This window comes from Sphingopyxis sp. JAI108 (assembly GCF_013410105.1).
Lineage (GTDB): Bacteria > Pseudomonadota > Alphaproteobacteria > Sphingomonadales > Sphingomonadaceae > Sphingopyxis > Sphingopyxis chilensis.
Map to the genome: position 1 here is coordinate 1,848,067 of NZ_JACCCJ010000001.1, position 19,407 is coordinate 1,867,473.

General features: G+C 64.4%; 15 protein-coding genes. 4 read left to right on the forward strand and 11 right to left on the reverse strand.

What is annotated here, in order from left to right; all coding sequences use genetic code 11:
* Positions 1–17: 17 nt before the first annotated feature.
* The 5 genes from HDC29_RS08975 to HDC29_RS08995 all read right to left on the reverse strand — a co-directional run bounded on the left by HDC29_RS08975 (position 18) and on the right by HDC29_RS08995 (position 5,650).
* Positions 18–464, reverse strand: coding sequence for a hypothetical protein (locus HDC29_RS08975; RefSeq protein WP_179496322.1), 447 nt, complete (start codon positions 462–464; stop codon positions 18–20).
* Positions 461–2,608: a methylmalonyl-CoA mutase gene (gene scpA, locus HDC29_RS08980; RefSeq protein WP_179496333.1), complete on the reverse strand. Its 2,148-nt coding sequence runs from the start codon at positions 2,606–2,608 to the stop codon at positions 461–463. The genes HDC29_RS08975 and scpA overlap by 4 nt, the downstream gene beginning before the upstream one ends.
* A 184-nt stretch (positions 2,609–2,792) precedes the next feature.
* Positions 2,793–3,230 (reverse strand): methylmalonyl-CoA epimerase, encoded by a 438-nt coding sequence (mce, locus tag HDC29_RS08985; protein ID WP_179496343.1) that lies wholly within the window; start codon positions 3,228–3,230, stop codon positions 2,793–2,795.
* A gap of 10 nt (positions 3,231–3,240) precedes the next feature.
* Positions 3,241–3,990, reverse strand: a complete 750-nt coding sequence (locus HDC29_RS08990) for a hypothetical protein (RefSeq protein WP_179496345.1) — start codon at positions 3,988–3,990, stop codon at positions 3,241–3,243.
* 127 nt (positions 3,991–4,117) lie between these two features.
* A complete protein-coding gene (locus tag HDC29_RS08995) occupies positions 4,118–5,650 on the reverse strand; it encodes an acyl-CoA carboxylase subunit beta (protein WP_179496347.1) in 1,533 nt (510 codons plus the stop codon).
* A gap of 137 nt (positions 5,651–5,787) precedes the next feature.
* Between HDC29_RS08995 and HDC29_RS09000 the strand changes: the two genes are divergently transcribed.
* On the forward strand, positions 5,788–7,197 hold the full coding sequence (locus HDC29_RS09000; protein WP_179496349.1) for a short-chain fatty acyl-CoA regulator family protein: 1,410 nt from the start codon (positions 5,788–5,790) through the stop codon (positions 7,195–7,197).
* On the opposite strand, the gene HDC29_RS09005 is transcribed toward HDC29_RS09000, so the two are convergent.
* The 3 genes from HDC29_RS09005 to pgi form a co-directional block, all read right to left on the reverse strand.
* A complete protein-coding gene (locus tag HDC29_RS09005) occupies positions 7,194–8,210 on the reverse strand; it encodes an NAD-dependent epimerase/dehydratase family protein (RefSeq protein ID WP_179496351.1) in 1,017 nt (338 codons plus the stop codon). The two genes, HDC29_RS09000 and HDC29_RS09005, sit on opposite strands and share 4 nt — an antisense overlap.
* A gap of 39 nt (positions 8,211–8,249) precedes the next feature.
* Positions 8,250–9,596, reverse strand: a complete 1,347-nt coding sequence (gene gor, locus HDC29_RS09010; RefSeq protein ID WP_179496353.1) for a glutathione-disulfide reductase — start codon at positions 9,594–9,596, stop codon at positions 8,250–8,252.
* Positions 9,597–9,703: 107 nt separating this feature from the next.
* Positions 9,704–11,209 (reverse strand): glucose-6-phosphate isomerase, encoded by a 1,506-nt coding sequence (gene pgi / locus HDC29_RS09015; RefSeq protein WP_179496355.1) that lies wholly within the window; start codon positions 11,207–11,209, stop codon positions 9,704–9,706.
* A gap of 278 nt (positions 11,210–11,487) precedes the next feature.
* Here pgi and lepB point away from each other — a divergent pair, with 278 nt between their 5' ends.
* The 3 genes from lepB to era are packed head-to-tail and all read left to right on the forward strand — an operon-like array spanning position 11,488 to position 13,873.
* The gene (gene lepB, locus HDC29_RS09020) at positions 11,488–12,306 is read left to right on the forward strand and encodes a signal peptidase I (RefSeq protein WP_179497406.1); all 819 of its coding nucleotides are present in this window, start codon (positions 11,488–11,490) and stop codon (positions 12,304–12,306) included.
* Complete coding sequence (gene rnc, locus HDC29_RS09025; protein ID WP_179496357.1) at positions 12,303–12,983, forward strand: ribonuclease III; 681 nt, start codon at positions 12,303–12,305, stop codon at positions 12,981–12,983. Before lepB ends, rnc begins: the two co-directional genes overlap by 4 nt.
* Positions 12,980–13,873: a GTPase Era gene (gene era, locus HDC29_RS09030; protein WP_179496359.1), complete on the forward strand. Its 894-nt coding sequence runs from the start codon at positions 12,980–12,982 to the stop codon at positions 13,871–13,873. Before rnc ends, era begins: the two co-directional genes overlap by 4 nt.
* Here era and HDC29_RS09035 read toward each other — a convergent pair.
* The 3 genes from HDC29_RS09035 to HDC29_RS09045 all read right to left on the reverse strand — a co-directional run bounded on the left by HDC29_RS09035 (position 13,870) and on the right by HDC29_RS09045 (position 19,325).
* Positions 13,870–14,994: a lipase family protein gene (locus HDC29_RS09035; RefSeq protein WP_179496361.1), complete on the reverse strand. Its 1,125-nt coding sequence runs from the start codon at positions 14,992–14,994 to the stop codon at positions 13,870–13,872. The genes era and HDC29_RS09035 overlap by 4 nt on opposite strands.
* 114 nt (positions 14,995–15,108) lie before the next feature.
* Complete coding sequence (gene topA, locus HDC29_RS09040; RefSeq protein ID WP_179496363.1) at positions 15,109–17,658, reverse strand: type I DNA topoisomerase; 2,550 nt, start codon at positions 17,656–17,658, stop codon at positions 15,109–15,111.
* Between the two features lie 80 nt (positions 17,659–17,738).
* On the reverse strand, positions 17,739–19,325 hold the full coding sequence (locus tag HDC29_RS09045; protein WP_257018129.1) for a VWA domain-containing protein: 1,587 nt from the start codon (positions 19,323–19,325) through the stop codon (positions 17,739–17,741).
* Between the last annotated feature and the right edge of the window lie 82 nt (positions 19,326–19,407).

Genomic DNA, 19,407 nt, shown 5'->3' on the forward strand with positions numbered 1-19,407 from the left:
AGTCGACCCTTTTGATGTTATTTGCAGAAGCGTTCGCGCGCCGCGCCGTAGAATTCGATCGGCGGCGTTTCGCCGAACATCGGCTGATAATTGCCGTCCGCCCAGGCCTTGCGGTCGCCATAGGGTATGTCGACCTGCCGCATGTCATCGGTTGCTTTGCCATATTCGCCGACGCCATAGAGCGTGAAAGCGATATCCGCTTCGGGGTCGGCGCAGTCGAAGCGGATCCGGCCCTTGTTCACATATTTGTCGCTCGTCTCGAAATAGACGTCGCGCCACGATCCTTCGGACGCTTCGACGCGGCCGAACCATTCGGTGAAATAGACGCCGTCGAGATCCTGTTTGTAGATCGATTCGACGGACAGGCCGGGACGATATTCGCTTGGCCGACTTGTCGATTCCGCGGCAGCAGCTCCGCCGGAAACGACAAGACCGGCGGCGATAACAAACGCTATTATCTTCATGCGGCATCCTCCAGCGGGGGCATGTTGTGGCCAAGCAGGCGCAGCACGTCGGCGGCACATTCGACCACGTTCGAGCCGGGGCCATAGATGCCCTGCACGCCGGCGTCGCGCAGATACTGATAATCCTGGGGCGGAATGACGCCGCCCGCGATTACCTTGATATCCCCGCGCCCGGCTTCCTTCAGTTTGCCGATCAGTTCGGGGATCAGCGTCTTGTGTCCCGCGGCGAGGCTGGATGCACCGACGACGTCGACGCCGCTGTCGAGCGCAAGGACGACGGTCTCGTCGGGTGTCTGGAACAGCGGTCCCGAGACGACGTCGAAGCCCATGTCGCCGAACGCCGAGGCGATGACGTTGGCGCCGCGATCGTGACCGTCCTGCCCCATCTTGGCGACGAGCAATTTGGGTTTGCGGCCCATGCGCCGTTCGACCGCCGCGACGCCGTCAAGCACCTGCTGCCAGCGACTGTCGCCTTCATAGGGGGCGGCATAGACGCCCTTCACCGGCGTCGGCTGCGTGCCGTAGCGTTCAAAGCTCTCTTCCATCGCCGACGAAATTTCGCCGAGAGTCGCGCGGGCGCGCGCCGCTTCGACGGCGAGCGCGAGGAGATTGTTTTCGATGCTCGACGGCTTTGCCGCACCATCGCGCAGCGCCGTGAGCGCCGCCTGGCACGCCGCCTCGTCGCGGTTCGCCTTGGTCTTGTTGATGCGCGCGATCTGCCCCTCGCGCACCTTTGCGTTATCGACCTCGAGCGTTTCGAGCAGATCCTCGTCCTTCAGACGATATTTGTTCACGCCGACGATCACATCGTCGCCGCGGTCGACGCGCGCTTGCCGCGCAGCGGCGGCGGTCTCGATCATCGCCTTGGGCCAGCCCGCCGCGACGGCCTTCGCCATGCCGCCTTCCTTTTCGACGCGCTCGATAATCTCCCACGCCTTGTCGACCAGCTCCTGCGTCAGCGCCTCGACATAATAGGAACCGCCGAGCGGATCGACGACCTTGGTCATCCCCGTCTCTTCCTGGATGACGATCTGGGTGTTGCGCGCGATGCGGGCGGAGAAATCGGTCGGCAGCGCGATCGCTTCGTCGAGCGCGTTGGTGTGCAGGCTCTGCGTTCCGCCGAGCATCGCCGCCATCGCCTCGATCGTCGTGCGCATGACATTGTTGTAAGGGTCCTGCTCGGTGAGAGAGACGCCCGACGTCTGGCAATGGGTGCGCAGCATCTTCGACCGCTCGTCCTTGGCGCCGAGGCCCGTCATCACGCGGTGCCACAGCACGCGCGCGGCGCGCAATTTGGCGATCTCCATGAAGAAGTTCATGCCGATCGCGAAGAAGAAGCTAAGGCGCCCGGCGAACTTGTCGATGTCGAGCCCCGATGCGACACCATAGCGCACATATTCGGCGCCGTCGGCGATGGTGAAGGCCAGCTCCTGCACCTGCGTCGCGCCGGCTTCCTGCATATGGTAGCCGCTGATCGAGATGCTGTTGAACTTGGGCATTTCGCGCGACGTATAGCCGAAAATGTCGCTGATGATCCGCATCGAGGGTTCGGGCGGGTAGATATAGGTGTTGCGGACCATGAACTCCTTGAGGATGTCGTTCTGGATTGTCCCGTCGAGCAATTTGCGGTCGACCCCCTGCTCCTCACCCGCGACGATGAAGAAGGCGAGGATGGGTATCACCGCGCCGTTCATCGTCATGCTGACCGACATCTGATCGAGCGGGATGCCGTCGAAGAGGATTTTCATATCCTCGACGCTGTCGATCGCGACCCCCGCCTTGCCGACGTCGCCGACGACGCGCGGATGGTCGCTGTCATAACCGCGGTGGGTGGCGAGGTCGAAAGCGACCGACAGGCCCTTCTGCCCCGCGGCTAGGTTACGGCGATAGAAGGCGTTCGATTCCTCGGCGGTCGAGAAGCCCGCATATTGCCGGATTGTCCATGGCCGCCCGGCATACATCGACGCGCGCACGCCGCGCGTGAAGGGCGCGAAGCCGGGGAGGCCGGGGTCGACCGTCACATCTTCGGCCGTGTAGAGCGGCTTGACGTCGATCCCCTCCGGCGTGTGCCAGGTCAGGTCCTTGCCTTTGACTTCCTTGTCGGCGGCGGCGGCCCATTGGTCGAGGGTCGGTTTGTCGGTCATATGCAGTCTCGTTCCAAACTTCCTCTCCCACCGGGAGAGGATACGAAGCCTTGGCCGCAGGCCTAGGCGGAGTTGGTGAGGGTTGGCACGTCCTCAAACGTCGCTACCCTCACCCAGCTTCGCATAGGCAGCAAGCTGCCAAGGCTATGCAACCCTCTCCCGACGGGTGAGGCGGGTAAGCGGCTCAATGCCCCTTCGGCGTCTCCATAATCTCGGTCAGCACCCCGCCCATGTCCTTGGGGTGGAGGAAGAAGATCAGCGTCCCATGCGCCCCGATCCGCGGCTCGCCGAGCACGCGTTTTCCCAGCGCCTCGAACTCGGCCCTCGCGGCATGAATGTCGGGGACTTCGTAACACATATGATGCTGGCCGCCCGCCGGGTTCTTCGCGAGGAAACCCGCGATTGAGCTATTGCCGGGCAGCGGCTCGACTAGCTCAATCTGCGTCCCATTCAGCGCGCCATCGGCACCCGGCGTATCGACAAAACACACCTTCACCCCCTGCTCGGGCAGGTCGAACGGCTCATGGATCTTTGTCGCGCCCATCACGTCGCGGTAAAAGACAATGCTGCCGGCGATCGACGGCGTCGCAACGCCGATATGGTTGAGGCGGCCTAGTTTCATGTCATTCTCCTCAGCACCCCGGAATCTGGTCCTTGCCGACCAGTTCGTATTTGCCGTTCTTCAACAGATATTGCTGCTTGATGGCGCGCGTGCCGGTGTAGGTCACGGTGAAGCTCTTGTCCGGAACGGCCGCGGTGATCTGTCCGTCGAAGCCCTGCTCCTTCTGGTTCAGACCGGCGCCCGAGCTCATGCTGTCCATGAAGCTTGCGCGATCGACGGGGCCGTCCGGCGCCAGCTCGGTCAGCGTCGCGCTGCTGATCGCGCAGCCCTGCCACACGCCGCCGCCTGACGTGACGAGATAGGGGTTCTTGCCCAACGCATCGCTGAAGCCCCATGCGGTTGCGGCATTGCCGACCGACCCGACCGATCCGAGGTTCAACCATTCGCCCGTGCGCTGCCAGCCCGACGGGCCACCCTGCAGATAATGGATCGCATTGATTCCGCCTTCGCTGTGCCCCGCTTCTTCGAGGCTGCCGAGGCTCAGCAGCACGCCGACATTGTTCGGGAGCAGATGGATGGCAGCGGGGCGGAACTGGTAGCTGCGCCCGTCGATCTCGCGCGTCGCCGTCGGTTTAGCGTCCTTGCCAAGGCCGAAGGCGGTCTGGAACGCGAGGCCGATCGTCGTGTTCTCTTCGCTGTCCAGCGTCACCGGGAAAGCGGGTTTCGGCTCGCCCACGGGCGTGTCGGGGTCGAACGCAAACGCCGCCGGCGAAGCCAGCAGGGCGGGAACCATCAGAGCAGCTGGAAGGAATTTACGCATCTTCAAACCTCTTTCGGAATCAAGGACATGGCGGCCATGTTTTAACCGCCTCCCGCCCTTGCCTCCAGCCCGGTGATTCTCATGTGCCGGACGTCACACACACGGACAATATCCGTGCGCCTCGCGATCAGAGCGGAATATTGTCGTGCTTCTTCCACGGGTTTTCGAGTTGCTTGTTCCTGAGCTTCCGCAGCCCCAGCGCAATCCGCTTGCGCGTATTATGCGGATGAATAACCTCGTCGATATACCCCCGCGATGCCGCCACAAACGGGTTGGCAAAGCGGTCTTCATATTCCTTCGTGCGCTGCGCGATCTTTTCGGGGTCGCCGATGTCGCTGCGGAAGATGATCTCGACCGCGCCCTTCGCACCCATCACCGCGATCTCGGCGGTCGGCCAGGCATAGTTCAGGTCGCCGCGCAGATGCTTTGACGCCATCACGTCATAGGCGCCGCCATAAGCCTTGCGCGTGATCACCGTGATCTTCGGCACCGTCGCCTCGGCATAGGCGAACAGCAGCTTCGCGCCATGCTTGATGATGCCGTTATATTCCTGCGCGGTGCCCGGCAGGAAGCCGGGGACGTCGACGAAGGTGATGATCGGGATTTCGAAGGCATCACAGAAACGCACGAAGCGCGCCGCCTTTTTCGACGAGTTGATGTCGAGCACCCCCGCGAGCACCAAAGGCTGGTTCGCGACGATGCCGATCGTGCGACCTTCAATACGTCCGAAGCCGCAGATGATGTTCGCGGCATGCGCCGGCTGCACTTCGAAGAAATCGCCCTCGTCGACCGTTTTGCGGATCAGCTCGTGCATGTCGTAGGGCTGGTTCGCATTGGGCGGGATCAACGTGTCGAGGCTCATCTCGGCGCGGTCGAACGGGTCGCTCGTCGGGCGCGTGGGAACCCCGGCGCGGTTGTTTTCGGGCAGATAATCGAAGAAATCGCGCGCCGCGAGCAGCGCCTCGATATCATTTTCGAACGCGAGGTCGGCGACCGAGCTTTTGGTCGTGTGGGTGATCGCGCCGCCCAGTTCTTCCTGCGTCACCACCTCGTTGGTTACCGTCTTCACCACGTCGGGACCGGTAACGAACATGTACGACGACTCCTTCACCATGAAGATGAAGTCGGTCATCGCCGGGCTGTAAACCGCGCCGCCCGCGCAGGGGCCCATGATCAGGCTGATTTGCGGCACGACGCCCGATGCCAGCACATTCTTCTGGAACACGTCGGCATAACCGCCGAGGCTTGCGACGCCCTCCTGGATGCGCGCGCCGCCGCTGTCGTTGAGACCGATGACCGGCGCGCCGACGAGCATCGCCTTGTCCATCACCTTGCAGATCTTCTCGGCATGGCGTTTCGACAGCGATCCACCGAACACCGTGAAATCCTGGCTGAAAACATAGACGAGACGGCCATTGATCGTCCCCGACCCGGTGACGACGCCGTCGCCGGGGACCTTCTGATCCTGCATCCCGAAATCGACGCAGTCATGCTCGACATAGGTGTCGAGCTCCTCGAACGAGTCTTCGTCGAGCAGGACGTCGAGCCGTTCGCGCGCGGTCAGCTTGCCCTTGGCGTGCTGCGCGTCGATGCGCTTCTGCCCGCCGCCCAAAGCAGCGGCGGCGCGGCGGCGTTCCATTTCGGCGATATTGGCGGACATGCGGCTCTCCGGAGAAATGTGATAGGCTCCCCTGCCCGTTTGGCGGCAGCGAGGCAAATGTGAATTTGCAAAATTGCAAAGTGATAGTTTGCAAAGTAGGGGTTTCTATCGGCACGAACGGAGGAAGGAGGAGTTCCATGGTTCGACAACGCATCTTCGCCGGGGCTCGCCTGCGCCAACTCCGCAATGATCGCGGCATCAAGCAGGCGGATTTCGCCGAAACGCTTGACATCTCCACCTCCTACCTCAGCCAGATCGAGCATGACGACCGTCCGCTGACCCCCGCGCTGCTCGAACGGCTGCAACGCCTCTTCCCCCTCGAATGGGAAGAGGTGGCGCACGACGCCGGCGACCGCCGCGCCGGCGCGCTGCGCGAAGCCGCGGCCGACCCGCTGTTCGCCGCCGCGCCCCTGCCTCCCGAACAACTCGAACGCGCCGCGCTCCAGCAGCCGCAGCTCGCCGACCAGTTCGTCGCATTGCACGCGGCCTATCGTCGCGCGGGGCAGCGGCTCCAGATGATCGACGAGGCCCTGACCGGCGGAACCGCCGAGGGTAGCCGCCTGCCGTGGGAAGAGGTGCGCGATTGGTTCCACGATGCGGGCAATTATGTCGATCGCCTCGACCGCGCCGCCGAAGCGCTGGCGGCACAACTGCGCGGCAAAGACCCGTCGCCCGCGATCGAGACGATCGAGCGGCGCCTGCGCGACGCGCTCGGCATCTCGATCGTCTACCAGCAGACGCAGGCCTTGCGCGATTTCGACGCGACGATGAGACATCTGGTGATCGACCCGTCGCAGCCCCCCGAAAGCCGCCGCTTCCAGCTCGCGCACCAGCTCGCCGCGCTCGCGCTGGCGAACGAGATCGCGGCGGTCGTCGAGGCCAGTCCGCTGCGGACCGCCGCTGCACGCCAGCTCCTCCACGTGGGCCTCGCCAATTATGCGGCGGGCGCGGTGCTGATGCCCTATGCCCCCTTCCGCGCGAGCGCGCGCGCAGTGCGGCACGACATCGACCGGCTCCGGCTCGAATATGGCGTCAGCTTCGAACAGGCGTGCCACCGCCTCTCGACGCTCCAGCGTCCCGGCGCGCGCGGTATCCCGATGTTCTTCTGCCGCGTCGACATGGCGGGAAACATCACCAAGCGGCATAGCGCAACGCGGCTGCAGTTCGCGCGCTTCGGCGGCGCCTGCCCGCTGTGGATCGTCCATGAAGCCGCGGCGATCCCCGACCGCATCCTGTTCCAGCTCGCCGAGACGCCCGACGGCCTGCGCTACGTGTCGATGGCGAAGGGACTGGTGAAGCCGTCCGGCAGCTACGCCCGCTCACCGCGCCGCTACGCCGTCGCGCTGGGGTGCGAGGCGCAATATGCGGGCGATTTCGTCTATGCCGACGGGGTCGATGTCGCCGCGCCGCAAGCCGCGACACGGATCGGTCTGTCGTGCCGCATCTGCCCGCGCGACGATTGCGACCAGCGCGCCTTTCCGCCTAGTGACCGCCCGATCCTCGTCGATCCCGACCGGCGCGACGTCGTTCCCTACCGGATCGGTTAGACCTTCACGATCCCCCGCTCGATCAGGCTGTGCGCGGTCGCGAGGATCGCTTCGTCGGGCGGACGCATCGTCCAGCCGAGCGTGGTCATCGCATGGCTACTGTCGCCACCACGGACATTGCCGAGTTCGGCAACGAGTTGCTTGAGTTCGGGCCGCACCAGCGCGAACAGCTTGAGTAGCCAGTCGGGCATCCTGCGCGCCGGCACCTTCTTCGCCTTGTCGCGGAGGTTCGCCTTCAGGACGTTCGCGACGTCGATCATCTTCAGGAACGGCCCCGAGCAGACAAAGCGTTCGTCCTTGATGTCCGGCGCGGTCAGCGCGCGGTAATGCAGGTCGGCGACATCGCGCACGTCGATGATCCCGAAACCGATGTCGGGACACATCGGCACCTTGCCCTCGAGAAGCTGCTTCACGAGCTCGATCGAGGTCGAAAGATCGTCGGAGAGCAACGGCCCGAACACCGCGGCAGGATTGACCGAGGCGAATTCCATATCGTCACCCTCGGCCTTCACCCAGTCGCGCGCCGCACGCTCGGCGACGGTCTTCGAGCGCGGATAAGGCATGACTTCGGGATTATCGAGATTGGTCCAGTCCGCCTCGCTATAGAGTTCGCGGCTTTTACCATGGCCATAGGCAACCGCCGCCATCGACGATGTCAGGACGAAACGCCTGATCCCCGCCGCCCGCGCAAAGCGCAGCGCGCGCAAGGCACCCTCCCGCGCCGGGACGACGATCTCGTCGGCATGTTTGGGAACGCCCAACGGAAAGGGCGACGCGACATGCGCGACATGAGTGCATCCGGCGATGCTCTCGGCCCAGCCCGCGTCATGCTCCAGGTCGGCGGCAAAGAATTTCAGCCGGTCGTTGTCGACGCTCAGCCAGCCGCGCACCTCGGCCTCGCGCTTCAGGCTGCGCACCGTCGTGTGGACGCTCCAGCCATTGTCGAGCAGCTGCCGGATGAGGAAGCCCGCGATATAGCCGCTGCCGCCGGTAACCAATGCCGTGCCCGTCATGCGACCCTCCTCGCGATTTGAGCGCGGAAGGTAGCAGGATTATTTGAGCAGCACGAGTTCCTCCGCCATGCTCGGATGCAGCGCGACGGTGTTGTCGAAATCGGCCTTGGTCAGACCCGCCTTCACCGCGATCGCCGCCGCCTGCAGGATTTCCGGCGCGTCAGGGCCGATCATATGCAGGCCCACGACCTGATCGGTGGCGGCGTTGACGATCATCTTGTAGAGCGCGCGTTCGTTGCGACCTGCGAGGACATTTTTCATCGCGCGGAAATCGCTCGTGTAGACGCGGATCGAGCCTAGCTTGTTGCGCGCCTCGGCCTCGGTCATGCCGACGGCGCCGATCGGCGGGTGGCTGAACACCGCGCTCGGGACATTGGCATAGTCGACCACCGTCGGCTTGCCGCCGAACATGCTGTCGGCAAAGGCCTGGCCTTCGCGGATCGCGACGGGGGTGAGCTGGATGCGGTTGGTGACGTCGCCAACGGCATAGATGCTCGGCACCGACGACTGGTTTGTTTCGTCGACCTTGATCGCGCCATGGTCGTCGAGTTCGACGCCGACGTCATCGAGTCCGATGCCCTTCGTGTTGGGCGTACGGCCGGCGGCGACGAGCACCGCATCGGCCGGGATCGGGTCGCAGCCTTCGAGGTGGGCAATCAGCGATCCGTCGTCCTTCTTCTCGATCGACTGGAACGGCGCGTTGAACTTGAATTCGATGCCCTTGGTCATCGAGATCTGGAGCAGCCGGTCGCGGATCTGCTCGTCATAACCGCGCAGGATCGTGTCGCCGCGGTTGACGATCGTCACCTTGCTGCCGAATTCGTTAAAGATACCCGCAAATTCATTTGCGATATAGCCGCCGCCGGCGATCACGACGCGCTTCGGCAAGGTTTCGAGGTGGAAAACCTCATTGGAAGTGATCGCATGTTCGCTGCCCGGAAATTCCGGAATGTGCGGCCAGCCGCCGGTTGCGATCAGGATGCGTTCGGCGGAGAGTTCGGTCCCGTCCGCCAGCCGCACCTTCTGCGGGCCGATAACGGTCGCGCGGGTCTTGAAGACGGTGACTTTATGGTTGTCGAGCGTCTGACCATAGAGACCCTCGAGCCGGTCGACCTCGGCAAGCACATTGTCGCGCAGCACGTTCCAATCGAACTTGCAGTCGGGAACGTCCCAGCCGAACTTGCGCGCGTCCTTTAGGTCCTCTGCAAAATGCGCGCCGTAAACGAGCAATTTCTTGGGCACGCAGCCGCGGATGACACAGGTGCCGCCGACCCGATACTCCTCCGCAACCGCGACGCGCGCGCCGTGCGACGCCGCGATGCGCGAAGCGCGGACGCCGCCCGAACCGGCGCCGATGACGAAAAGATCATAGTCGAAATCGCTCATGGATTACCCCTGAATTGGACAGGCAGGCATTCGCGTCCGGCGCCTATGTGGTTACACGGGCGCGGCTTGCCAATCGAAATTTGCGCTCAGTGTCAGCGGTGAACGGCTCAATCGCCGAGCGCGGCCTGCATCAGCGCCTGTGTCGCAGCGTCGAACTCGACGGTACCTTCGGCAAGGCCCTTTGCCATCTCCTTGCCCAACTCTACGCCGAACTGGTCGAACGGGTTGATACCGAGCAGCACGGCATTGGCGAACACGCGATGTTCGTAGAATGCGATCAGCGCGCCGAGGCTGCGCGGTGTCACCTGGTCAAGCAGGATCGTCGTTGAGGGACGGTCGCCCGGATAGTTGCGCGCGCCATCCTCGCTCGCGCGGCCCGTCATCAGCGCCGCGCCCTGCGCGATGCAATTGGCGACGAGCGTTTCGTGATGCGCATCGTCGAGCAGATGGTCGGGCTCGCGCGCGACGACGAACTCGACCGGCGTCAGGTGCGTGCCCTGATGGAGCAGCTGGAACACCGCATGCTGCGCATCGGTGCCGACGCCGCCCCAGGTGATCGGCGCCGTCTGCTGATCGACCGGCTCGCCTTCAAAGCTTACCGACTTGCCGTTCGATTCCATTTCGAGTTGTTGCAGATAGCTTGGAAGCAAGCGCAGCCGCTCGTCATAGGCAAAGACTGCGCGCGTCTGGCAGCCGAGACGGTTGGCATAGACCTGGTCGGCAAAGGCGGCGAGCAGGCAGATATTGTCGGCGCCGTCGGCCAAGCGGAAATGGCGGTCCATCTCGGCCGCGCCTTCGAGCAAATCGGCGAAGGCGTCCCAGCCGAGCGCGAGGGCCGCCGGGAAGCCGATCGACGACCAGAGCGAATAGCGGCCGCCGACGGTCTCGTTGAATGGCAGGATGCGCGTTTCGTCGATGCCCCATTCCATCGCGCGCTCGGGCTTCGCGGTCAGCGCGATGAAGCGGCCGACGGGATCCTCGACCCCGGCCTCGTCGAGCCATTGCAGCGCAGAATTGGCGTTGAGCAGCGTCTCGGTCGTGGTGAAGGTCTTCGACGCCACGGCGACGAGCGTATGTTCGGGGCTGAATTTGGCGAAGGCTTCGTCGAGCGCGGCGCCATCGACGTTCGACACGACCGCGACGTCATAGCGGTTGCTGTGCCGGCCGAGCGCGTCGATGAGCAGGTCGGGGCCGAGCGCCGATCCGCCGATTCCGATGTGCAGCAAATGGCGGATCTCGCCGAACGCGCCGGCCTCGATCGCGTCGATCATCATCCGCATCCGCTGGTGCAGCGCCTGCGCGGCATGCACCGATTCCGGTGCGCCGTCGCCGCGCTCGGCGCTATGCTCGGCCGCCCGGCCTTCGGTCGGATTGGCGATGCCGCCGGAAAAGAGCGTCTTGCGGCGACCCGCGAAATCCTGGGCTTCGGCGAGGGCGGACAGGGTCGCAATCGCGGCGCTGTCGAGGTGTGTCTTGGCGAAATCGAAACGGATATCGGCGACGTTTCGTACCAGCGCCTGCAGCCGCCCCTGCGGATCGGCAGCGATCAGGTCGGTCAGCTTCTGCGGCTGCCAGTCGGAAAGAGCCTGCCAGGCGTCGGATGCGGTCGTCATGGAATCTTCCTTGGTTTTCCGTTCGTGTCGAGCGAAGTCGAGACACCCCGAGCGTGACGCCACGCCGATGGGCATCTCGGCTTCGCTCGATGCGAACGGTGGTGAGATGTCGGCCCTTCTCTAGGCCCGCTACCCGCATGGCGCCAGTGGCGTCCGCCGATAATCGCTTGACGTGGCAACCTATTCATCGCCAATGCCGCAGCATGACCAACGCCAGCTTTACCGCCGATATGACGCCCCCGACCGGGTCCACGCCGCCAGCCCCGACTCCCGCGCCGGTGTCCGCCAAGGAAGAGGCGGTCGATACCGTCCGCTTCCTCGCGCTACTCGCGATCGCGGTGCTGATTTTCCGCAGCTTTTTCCTGTCGCCCTTCAATATCCCGTCGGAATCGATGCAGCCGCGCCTCCTGATCGGCGATTATCTGCTCGTGAACAAGATGGCCTATGGCTATTCGAAATACAGCCTGCCATTCAGCGCGCCGCTGATCCCCGGGCGGATATTTCCCCGCACGCCCGAGCGCGGCGATGTCGTCGTGTTCAAGGCGCCGCCGGTCAACGACAACGACTATATCAAGCGCGTGATCGGCCTGCCGGGCGACAGCGTGCAAGTGAGGGGCGGCATCGTGTGGCTGAACGGCAAGCCGCTTCAGCGCGAGGCGATGTCCGATTTCGTCATCCCGGTGACCCCCAACATGATCGAGGCCTCGCGCGCGACGGGCACCCTGCCCTGTTACGCGCCCGAGTTCGAAGAGCTTGCCGCCGACGGCCAACGCCAGTGCCGCTACAAGCAGTTCAAGGAAACGCTGCCCAGCGGCAAGAGCTACGCGATCCTCGACATCACGACGATCCCGGAAGACGATACCCCGCTCGTCGTCGTGCCCGAGGGGCATCTGTTCCTGATGGGCGACAACCGCGATCGCAGCGCCGACAGCCGTTTCCCCGCGATGGAAAATCAGGGCATCGGCCTCGTCCCCGAGGAAAATCTGGTCGGCCACGCGCTGGTCGGGATGTTCTCGACCGACGGGTCGGCAAGCTGGATCAACCCGATCAGCTGGTTCACCGCCGCGCGCTGGGGACGAATCGGGGAAGGTTTTTGAGCGACCCACTCGATACCGGGGCGCTCGCCGGGATCATCGGCTGCAGCCCGGACGACCCGGCGCTTTACGACCTGGCTCTGACGCACGGCAGCACCGGGCGCGCCGATTATCAGCGGCTCGAATTTCTTGGCGACCGGGTGCTCGGGCTCGTCATCGCGTCCGAACTCTACACGCGCTTTCCCTCCGCCAGCGAAGGCGAGATGTCGTCGCGCCTGCATGTGCTCGCCTCGGGTGCGACCTGCGCCGCTATCGCGCACAAGCTCGACCTGACGGCGCTGATCCGTTTCGGCGCGCAGGCGCGCAACGACGGTGGGCGCTACAGCGACAATATTGCCGCCGACGCGATCGAGGCGCTGATCGGTGCGCTCTATCTCGATCAGGGGATGGAGGGCGCTCGCGCGTTCATCCTGGCGCATTGGAACGAGATGATCGCCGGGCAGCAGGCGGCGCCCAAACACCCCAAAGCGGCGCTGCAGGAATGGGCGCTCGCGCGAAAACGCCGCCCGCCCGAATATGAAATCGTCGCGCGCGAAGGCCCCGACCATGCCCCGCGCTTTCGCGTCGCGGTCAGCGTCGGAAAACTGGCCCGGGCAGAGGCCGAGGGCGCATCGAAACAGGCGGCCGAAAAGGCTGCGGCGGCAGCTCTGCTCGCCGAACTCGAAGGAATGAAAATATGACCCATCGTTGCGGATTTGTCGCCGTCGTCGGCGCGCCCAACGCGGGCAAATCGACGATCGTCAACGCGCTCGTCGGGCAGAAAGTGGCGATCGTCAGTCCCAAGGCGCAGACGACGCGCACCCGGCTGATGGGCGTTGCGATGGACGGCGAGACGCAGATCATCCTGATCGACACGCCGGGCATTTTCGCCCCCACCCGCAGACTCGACCGCGCAATGGTTGCCGCCGCGTGGAACAGCCTCGACCAGGCCGAGGCGATCCTCGTGATGATCGATGCAGCAGCGAAGCTCGGGGAACGTGCCGAGCGCGTATTGCAGGGCATCGAGGGGCGGCCCGAGAAGAAGTTTCTCGTCCTCAACAAGGTCGATCTGACCAAGAAGGACAAGCTGCTGACGATCGCGACGCAGCTCAACGAGCGCGTCGCCTTCGACGAAACCTTCTTCATCTCGGCGAGCACCGGCGACGGCGTTCCCGAACTCAAGGCGCACCTCGCGAAACTGATGCCCGAGGGGCACTGGCACTTCCCCGAGGACGAGGTCAGCGACGCACCCGAACGCATGCTCGCCGCAGAGATCACGCGCGAGCAGCTTTATCGCCAGCTCCACGAGGAACTGCCGTATCAATCAACCGTCGAGACCGAAAAATTCACGACGCGCCCCGACGGCAGCGCCGAAATCCACCAGCAGATCCTCGTCGCGCGCGACAACCAGCGCGCGATCATCCTTGGCCACAAGGGCGAGCGGATCAAGGAAATCGGCAGCAAGGCGCGCGCCGAACTGGCCGAACTGCTTGGTCGCAAGGTCCACCTGTTCCTGCATGTCAAGGTCAAGGCGAACTGGGATGAAGACCGCAGCGTTTATCGCGACATGGGGCTTGATTGGGTCGACTAAATCCGCCGGCAATCATTCGGCGGCGGGTTGCCGTCGAAGCGCGAGGTGATCCAGCCGATCGTTTCCTGCGCGCTCTCTTTCGCGCTCGCGCCATGATCGCCCGTCATGTCGATCCAGCGCAGCGGCGTGCCGAGCCTGCACACGGCCTTCGCGAACTTGCGCGTGACCGTGGGCGCGACGATCGTGTCGTTGCGGCTCTGTGCGATCAGCAGCGGACCCGGCACACGCGCAGGATCGACACTGTTGGCGCGCGCGAAGGAGCCGAAAGGCTCGATCTTCGCGATATCCCTATTTTTGGTCGCGCGGGCGATGGTGAGGATTCCGAGGATCGTACCGAGCTTCGGCTTCTTGTCGAAGCTCACGCAATTATTCTCGGCGAGCCGGTGAATAATGCCCTGGTTCGTGCGGTTGGCGATCGAATCGAGCGAAAATCCGTATAGCGTCGACCAGCTGTGCAGCGCGAAGGACAAGAGCAGCGCGCGCGCGTTTTTGTCACTGCCCTCGCGCAAATTGGCGGCGAGATCGGTCGGCGGGGCAGCCGCCGCGGTTGCTATCAGCCGCAAGTCGGGGGCGTAGGAACGCGCGGCCATTGCGGTCCAAAGCGCCGCATGACCGCCCTGCGATTCACCCCAGACCGCAAAGTCGCTGCCGGCAGCCGCACCGGGAATTTCGCGCGCAGCACGCAACCCGTCCAGAACCGACTGCGCGGTGTCCGGGCCGACGAGAAACGGATGCATCGTCGGGCTCGCAAGGCCGATATAATCGGGCGCGACGACCACATATCCGCGTAGCACCGCATCAATGCCCGCCGTCGCGGCAAAGAAATTCGGGCTGATCGAGGGTGCGCATTTTTCGGCGACACCCCATGCGCCGTGCGTCCAGGCGATGACGCGGCGCGGGCGCGGCGGGATCGCCTCCATCGGCGCGGCGACGATGCCGGTGACGGCAAAGCGCTGGCCGCTCCCATTGCTCGTCCAATATTGCACGCGCCATGCCTGCACGCCCGGTGGCGTGTCCTGCATCGGAGCGGCCGAGATCAGATATTGCGACGGCTGGGCGGCCGCGGGGAACGAAAGCGCCGACAGGATGACGAGCAGGACGGCGGCAAGCAGGTGGCGCATGGACAAGTCTCCCCGATGCGCCAAGATAACACGGCTTCACGCCTTCGGAAACGCCGAGCGTTAAGCCGCTCTAACCCTCGTCACTCCCGCTTTCGCGGGAATGACGAAGGAATTTCACTCGGCCGCCTTCTTGGCAGGCGCCTTCTTCGCCGCAGCTTTCTTCGCGGGCGCCTTTTTCTTCGGCGCCGCCTTCTTCTTGCCCTTCGCAGGCCCCTTTGCCGCGCGCGCATCGATCAGCGCGATCGCCTCTTCGAGCGTCAGTGTCGCGGGGTCGGCGGTCTTGGGCAAGGTCGCGTTGGTCGTGCCGTCGGTCACATAGGGGCCGAAGCGCCCCTCCATCAGCTTCATCTCACCGCCGCTCGTCGGGTGCGGGCCAAAGGTGTTGAGCGGTTCGGCCTTGGTCCGCCCGCGCCCGCCGCCTGCCGCAGCTTCGGCAATGCGGACGACTGCGGCGTTCATGCCGATGTCGAAGATTTCGGCGGTGCCCGTCAGCTTCGCATATTTGCCGTCGTGGAGCAGATAAGGACCATAGCGCCCCAGCCCCGCCATGATCGGCTTGCCGCTTTCGGGATGCACGCCGACCTCGCGCGGCAGGCTCAAAAGCCGCAGCGCATAATCAAGATCGAAATCCTCCCCCGGAATGTCCTTGGGGATCGACGAACGCTTCGCCTCCTTGCCGTCGCCGAGCTGGATATACGGCCCGAAGCGTCCGCTGCGCTTCGTCACTTCCAGCCCCGATTCCGGATCATTGCCCATCGTTTCGGGCCCGGTGTCAGCCCCGTCGCTTCCGCCGGGCTGCGCGAACTTGCGTGTATATTTGCAGTCGGGATAATTGCTGCACGCGATAAACGGCCCGAACTTGCCGCCACGCAGCGCCAGCTTGCCGGTGCCGCAATTGGGACAGATGCGCGGGTCGCTGCCGTCACCCTTGTCGGGAAAGAGATAGGGGCCGAGGAACTCATCGAGCGCCGCGGTAATCTCCGACGGCTTTTGCTCCATCACCTCGCCGGTGCGCGGCTTGAAGTCACGCCAGAAACGTTCGAGCACCGCCTGCCACTGCGCACGGCCGCCCGAGACGTCGTCGAGCTCTTCCTCGAGGCCCGCGGTGAAGTCGTAACCGACATAGCGTTCGAAAAAGCGTTCGAGGAACGCCGTCAACAGCCGTCCGCTCTCCTCGGGGATGAAGCGGTTCTTCTCGACCGTCACATAGGCGCGGTCCTTCAGCACTTGCAGGATCGACGCGTAGGTCGACGGACGCCCGATGCCGAGCTCTTCCATCTTCTTGACGAGGCTTGCTTCCGAATAACGCGGCGGCGGCTGCGTCTCATGGCTTTCGACCTCGACGCCGGTCTTCGCGGGCGCGTCGCCCTTTGCCATCGCGGGCAACAGGCGCGCGTCGTCGTCGTCCGCGCTATCGTCGCGGCCCTCGTCATAAAGCGCAAGGAAACCCGGGAATTTCACCACCTGGCCCGTCGCGCGCATCACTGTCTTGCCGGTGCCGTCGGAAAGGTCGACGCTCGTGCGTTCGAGCCGCGCCGATGCCATCTGGCTCGCGAGCGCGCGCTTCCAGATCAGTTCGTAAAGCCGCGCATGGTCGCCGCTTCCCGCCTTGTCCTTGCTGAAATCGGTCGGACGGATCGCCTCATGCGCTTCCTGCGCGTTCTTCGCCTTGGTCTGATACTGCCGCGGCTGGTCGGGGACGTAGCCGCCGTCGTAGCGCGTCGCGATGGCTTTGCGGGCAGCACTGATCGCGCTGTGGTCCATCTGGACGCCGTCGGTCCGCATATAGGTGATCGCGCCATCTTCATAGAGCGCCTGCGCGATCCGCATCGTGTGGCTGGCCGAAAAGCCGAGCTTGCGCGCCGCTTCCTGCTGCAAGGTCGACGTCGTGAAGGGCGGCGGCGGGTTGCGCGTCAGCGGCTTGGTCTCAACCGTGTCGACGGTGAAATGGCCCGCGTTCACATCGGCTTCGGCGGCGCGCGCGTCGGCTTCGTTGGTGATCGTCAGCCGCTCGATCTTGTCGCCCTTCCAACGGGAAAGCCGCGCCTTGAACGGCGTCCCGCCCATCTCGAACAAGCCCGTCACCGACCAATATTGCTGCGCAACAAAGGCCTCGATCTCGCGCTCGCGCTCGACCACCAGGCGCAGCGCGACCGACTGGACGCGTCCCGCCGATTTCGCACCGGGCAGCTTGCGCCACAGCACTGGCGACAGGGTGAAACCGACGAGATAGTCAAGTGCCCGACGCGCGCGATAGGCGTCGATCAGATCGTCGTCGAGCGCGCGCGGGTGCGCCATCGCGTCGGTCACCGCCTGCTTGGTGATCGCGTTGAAGGTTACGCGGTCGACCGATGCGGGCAGCGCCTTCTTGCTTCGCAGCAATTCCTGCACATGCCAGCTGATCGCTTCGCCCTCGCGATCAGGGTCGGTCGCCAGGATCAGGCGGTCGGCGCCCTTCGCCGCGTCCGAAATTTCCTTCAGCCGCTTCGCCTTGTCGGGATACAGCTGCCACTGCATCGCAAAACCGTCGTCGGGATCGACCGAGCCGTCCTTCGGCGGCAGATCGCGAACGTGGCCATAGGATGCCAGAACCTTGAAATCGCGACCGAGATACTTCTCGATCGTCTTCGCCTTGGCGGGCGATTCAACAATTACCAATTGCATTCAAAACTATCCCCGTCACCGGCTCTCACATGTACGCGCGAGGGTGGCGGGGATAGCTTGATTCCGTCAAGCGGGATTTTCTACCCGTCCTGCCATTTGAAATCGGCGGGCAGGATGCATTTGCCGGCGTCATATTTGCCGACGCTGCGGATGATTTCCTGATCGTCGGGCTCGATGCGGCGGCCGCTGATCTGGCTATCGATCACACGGCGGACGAGCGCGTCGAGTTTGGTCACGAGATAGCAGTCGATCGCCGGCGGCGCGTGTGGATTGCCGACGCCGCTGTCGTCGGTCAGGAACAGGTATCGCGACTGGGTCGCCGCCGCCATCGCGCGCATCGCATATTCTGCCTTGTCGGCGACACCCGAGGCAGCAACCGGCGTGACGTGGATGCGCTTGGCGCGTGCCGCCTCGGCGGCTTGCCATGTTCGCCCGAACTTGTCGTCGTGTGGCGGCGCGTCGGCGACGAGCAGCAGGGACTTCACCGCATCGGGGCGCCAGTCCTGACCGACCGCGCGGATCATCGCCTGGTCCATCGCCTCTGGATAGTCCCCACCTCCGTTGGCGTTCTGCCGCGCCAGCGCGCCCTGCACGCGCCCGATATCGCGGTCGAATGCGATGGTACGCGTCACATATTCGTCGCCGAGGTCACGATAGAAAACGAACCCGATGCGGATGTCGAGATCGCGATGCTTTGCGGTAATCGCGCCGATGATCGAGCGGAGCTCGGCCTGCAGATAGCGGATCTCGTCGCCCATGCTGCCCGTCGTGTCGACGACGAGCATCAAGTCGAGCTTCGTCACTTTCGACGCCGTTTGATTTGCGGTCAGGCCAACGAGCTGGCCTCCGGGAGCGTCGGAGACGAGCACGGGCCGGGCGTTCGCGATCGCGCGGCCGGCCTTCCGCGCCGAAACCGTGATCCGTTCGCTCAACCGGTCTAGCCCGGGAAAGAAGACCGCGCCCCCGTCGGCCTGCGTCGCCATCGTGATGCTGTTGCCGTCGCTGCACGTCACGGTGACGTCGGCGAAGGCGATCGGCTGGCCGCTGCGGTCATTGACCTTTACGGTGACCACGCGGGTCGTATCGACGCGCGGCAGGTTCCGCACCTCCTGCCCCAGATCGCCGCTGCGGTTGACGTAGGCCGCATAAAGTTCGGGGTTGAGCAGATCGTCATGTTCGCCTGCGGTCAAAATGCCCGATTGCGGCTGCGGCTGCGGATAGGGACGCGGAGGCACGATTGCCGGGACGACGCGCGAAAAGTCCGAGGATGACTCCGGCACGGCCGAAGCGGGCGGCGGCGGCAGTGCTTCGACCGAGGCATCGCCGGGTACTGCTCGCGACCCGCTCACCGCGACATCGGCGGAATCGCCGGAATAGGACGAAGGCGGCGGTGCCATCGGAGGAGGAGGAGGAGGTGACGGCGGAGCGGCTTCGACCGGCATCGCCTCCTCGCGGTCGCGCTCCGCGCTGCCCCGCGTCTTGTGGAGGCTGGCGTGCTGCTGCTGTTGCGGCCGCTCCTCGGGAGCGAGCTGCGGCAAGGGAGCGGCGTTGCGACAGAAACCTTGATCGGGTGCAGGCCGCGACTGGGCCATCGCGAGGGGGATCGGTGCCGGCGCGGAGGCCAGCATGGCAAACATCGTGACGCCTGTCAGGAACCGGCTTCGCATCCACAATCTCCCCGCATGTGATACAATATCACAAGCCTGTGGCTCGGCCGCTGAACCGTGGCTGAACCGCGACGAGACGTTG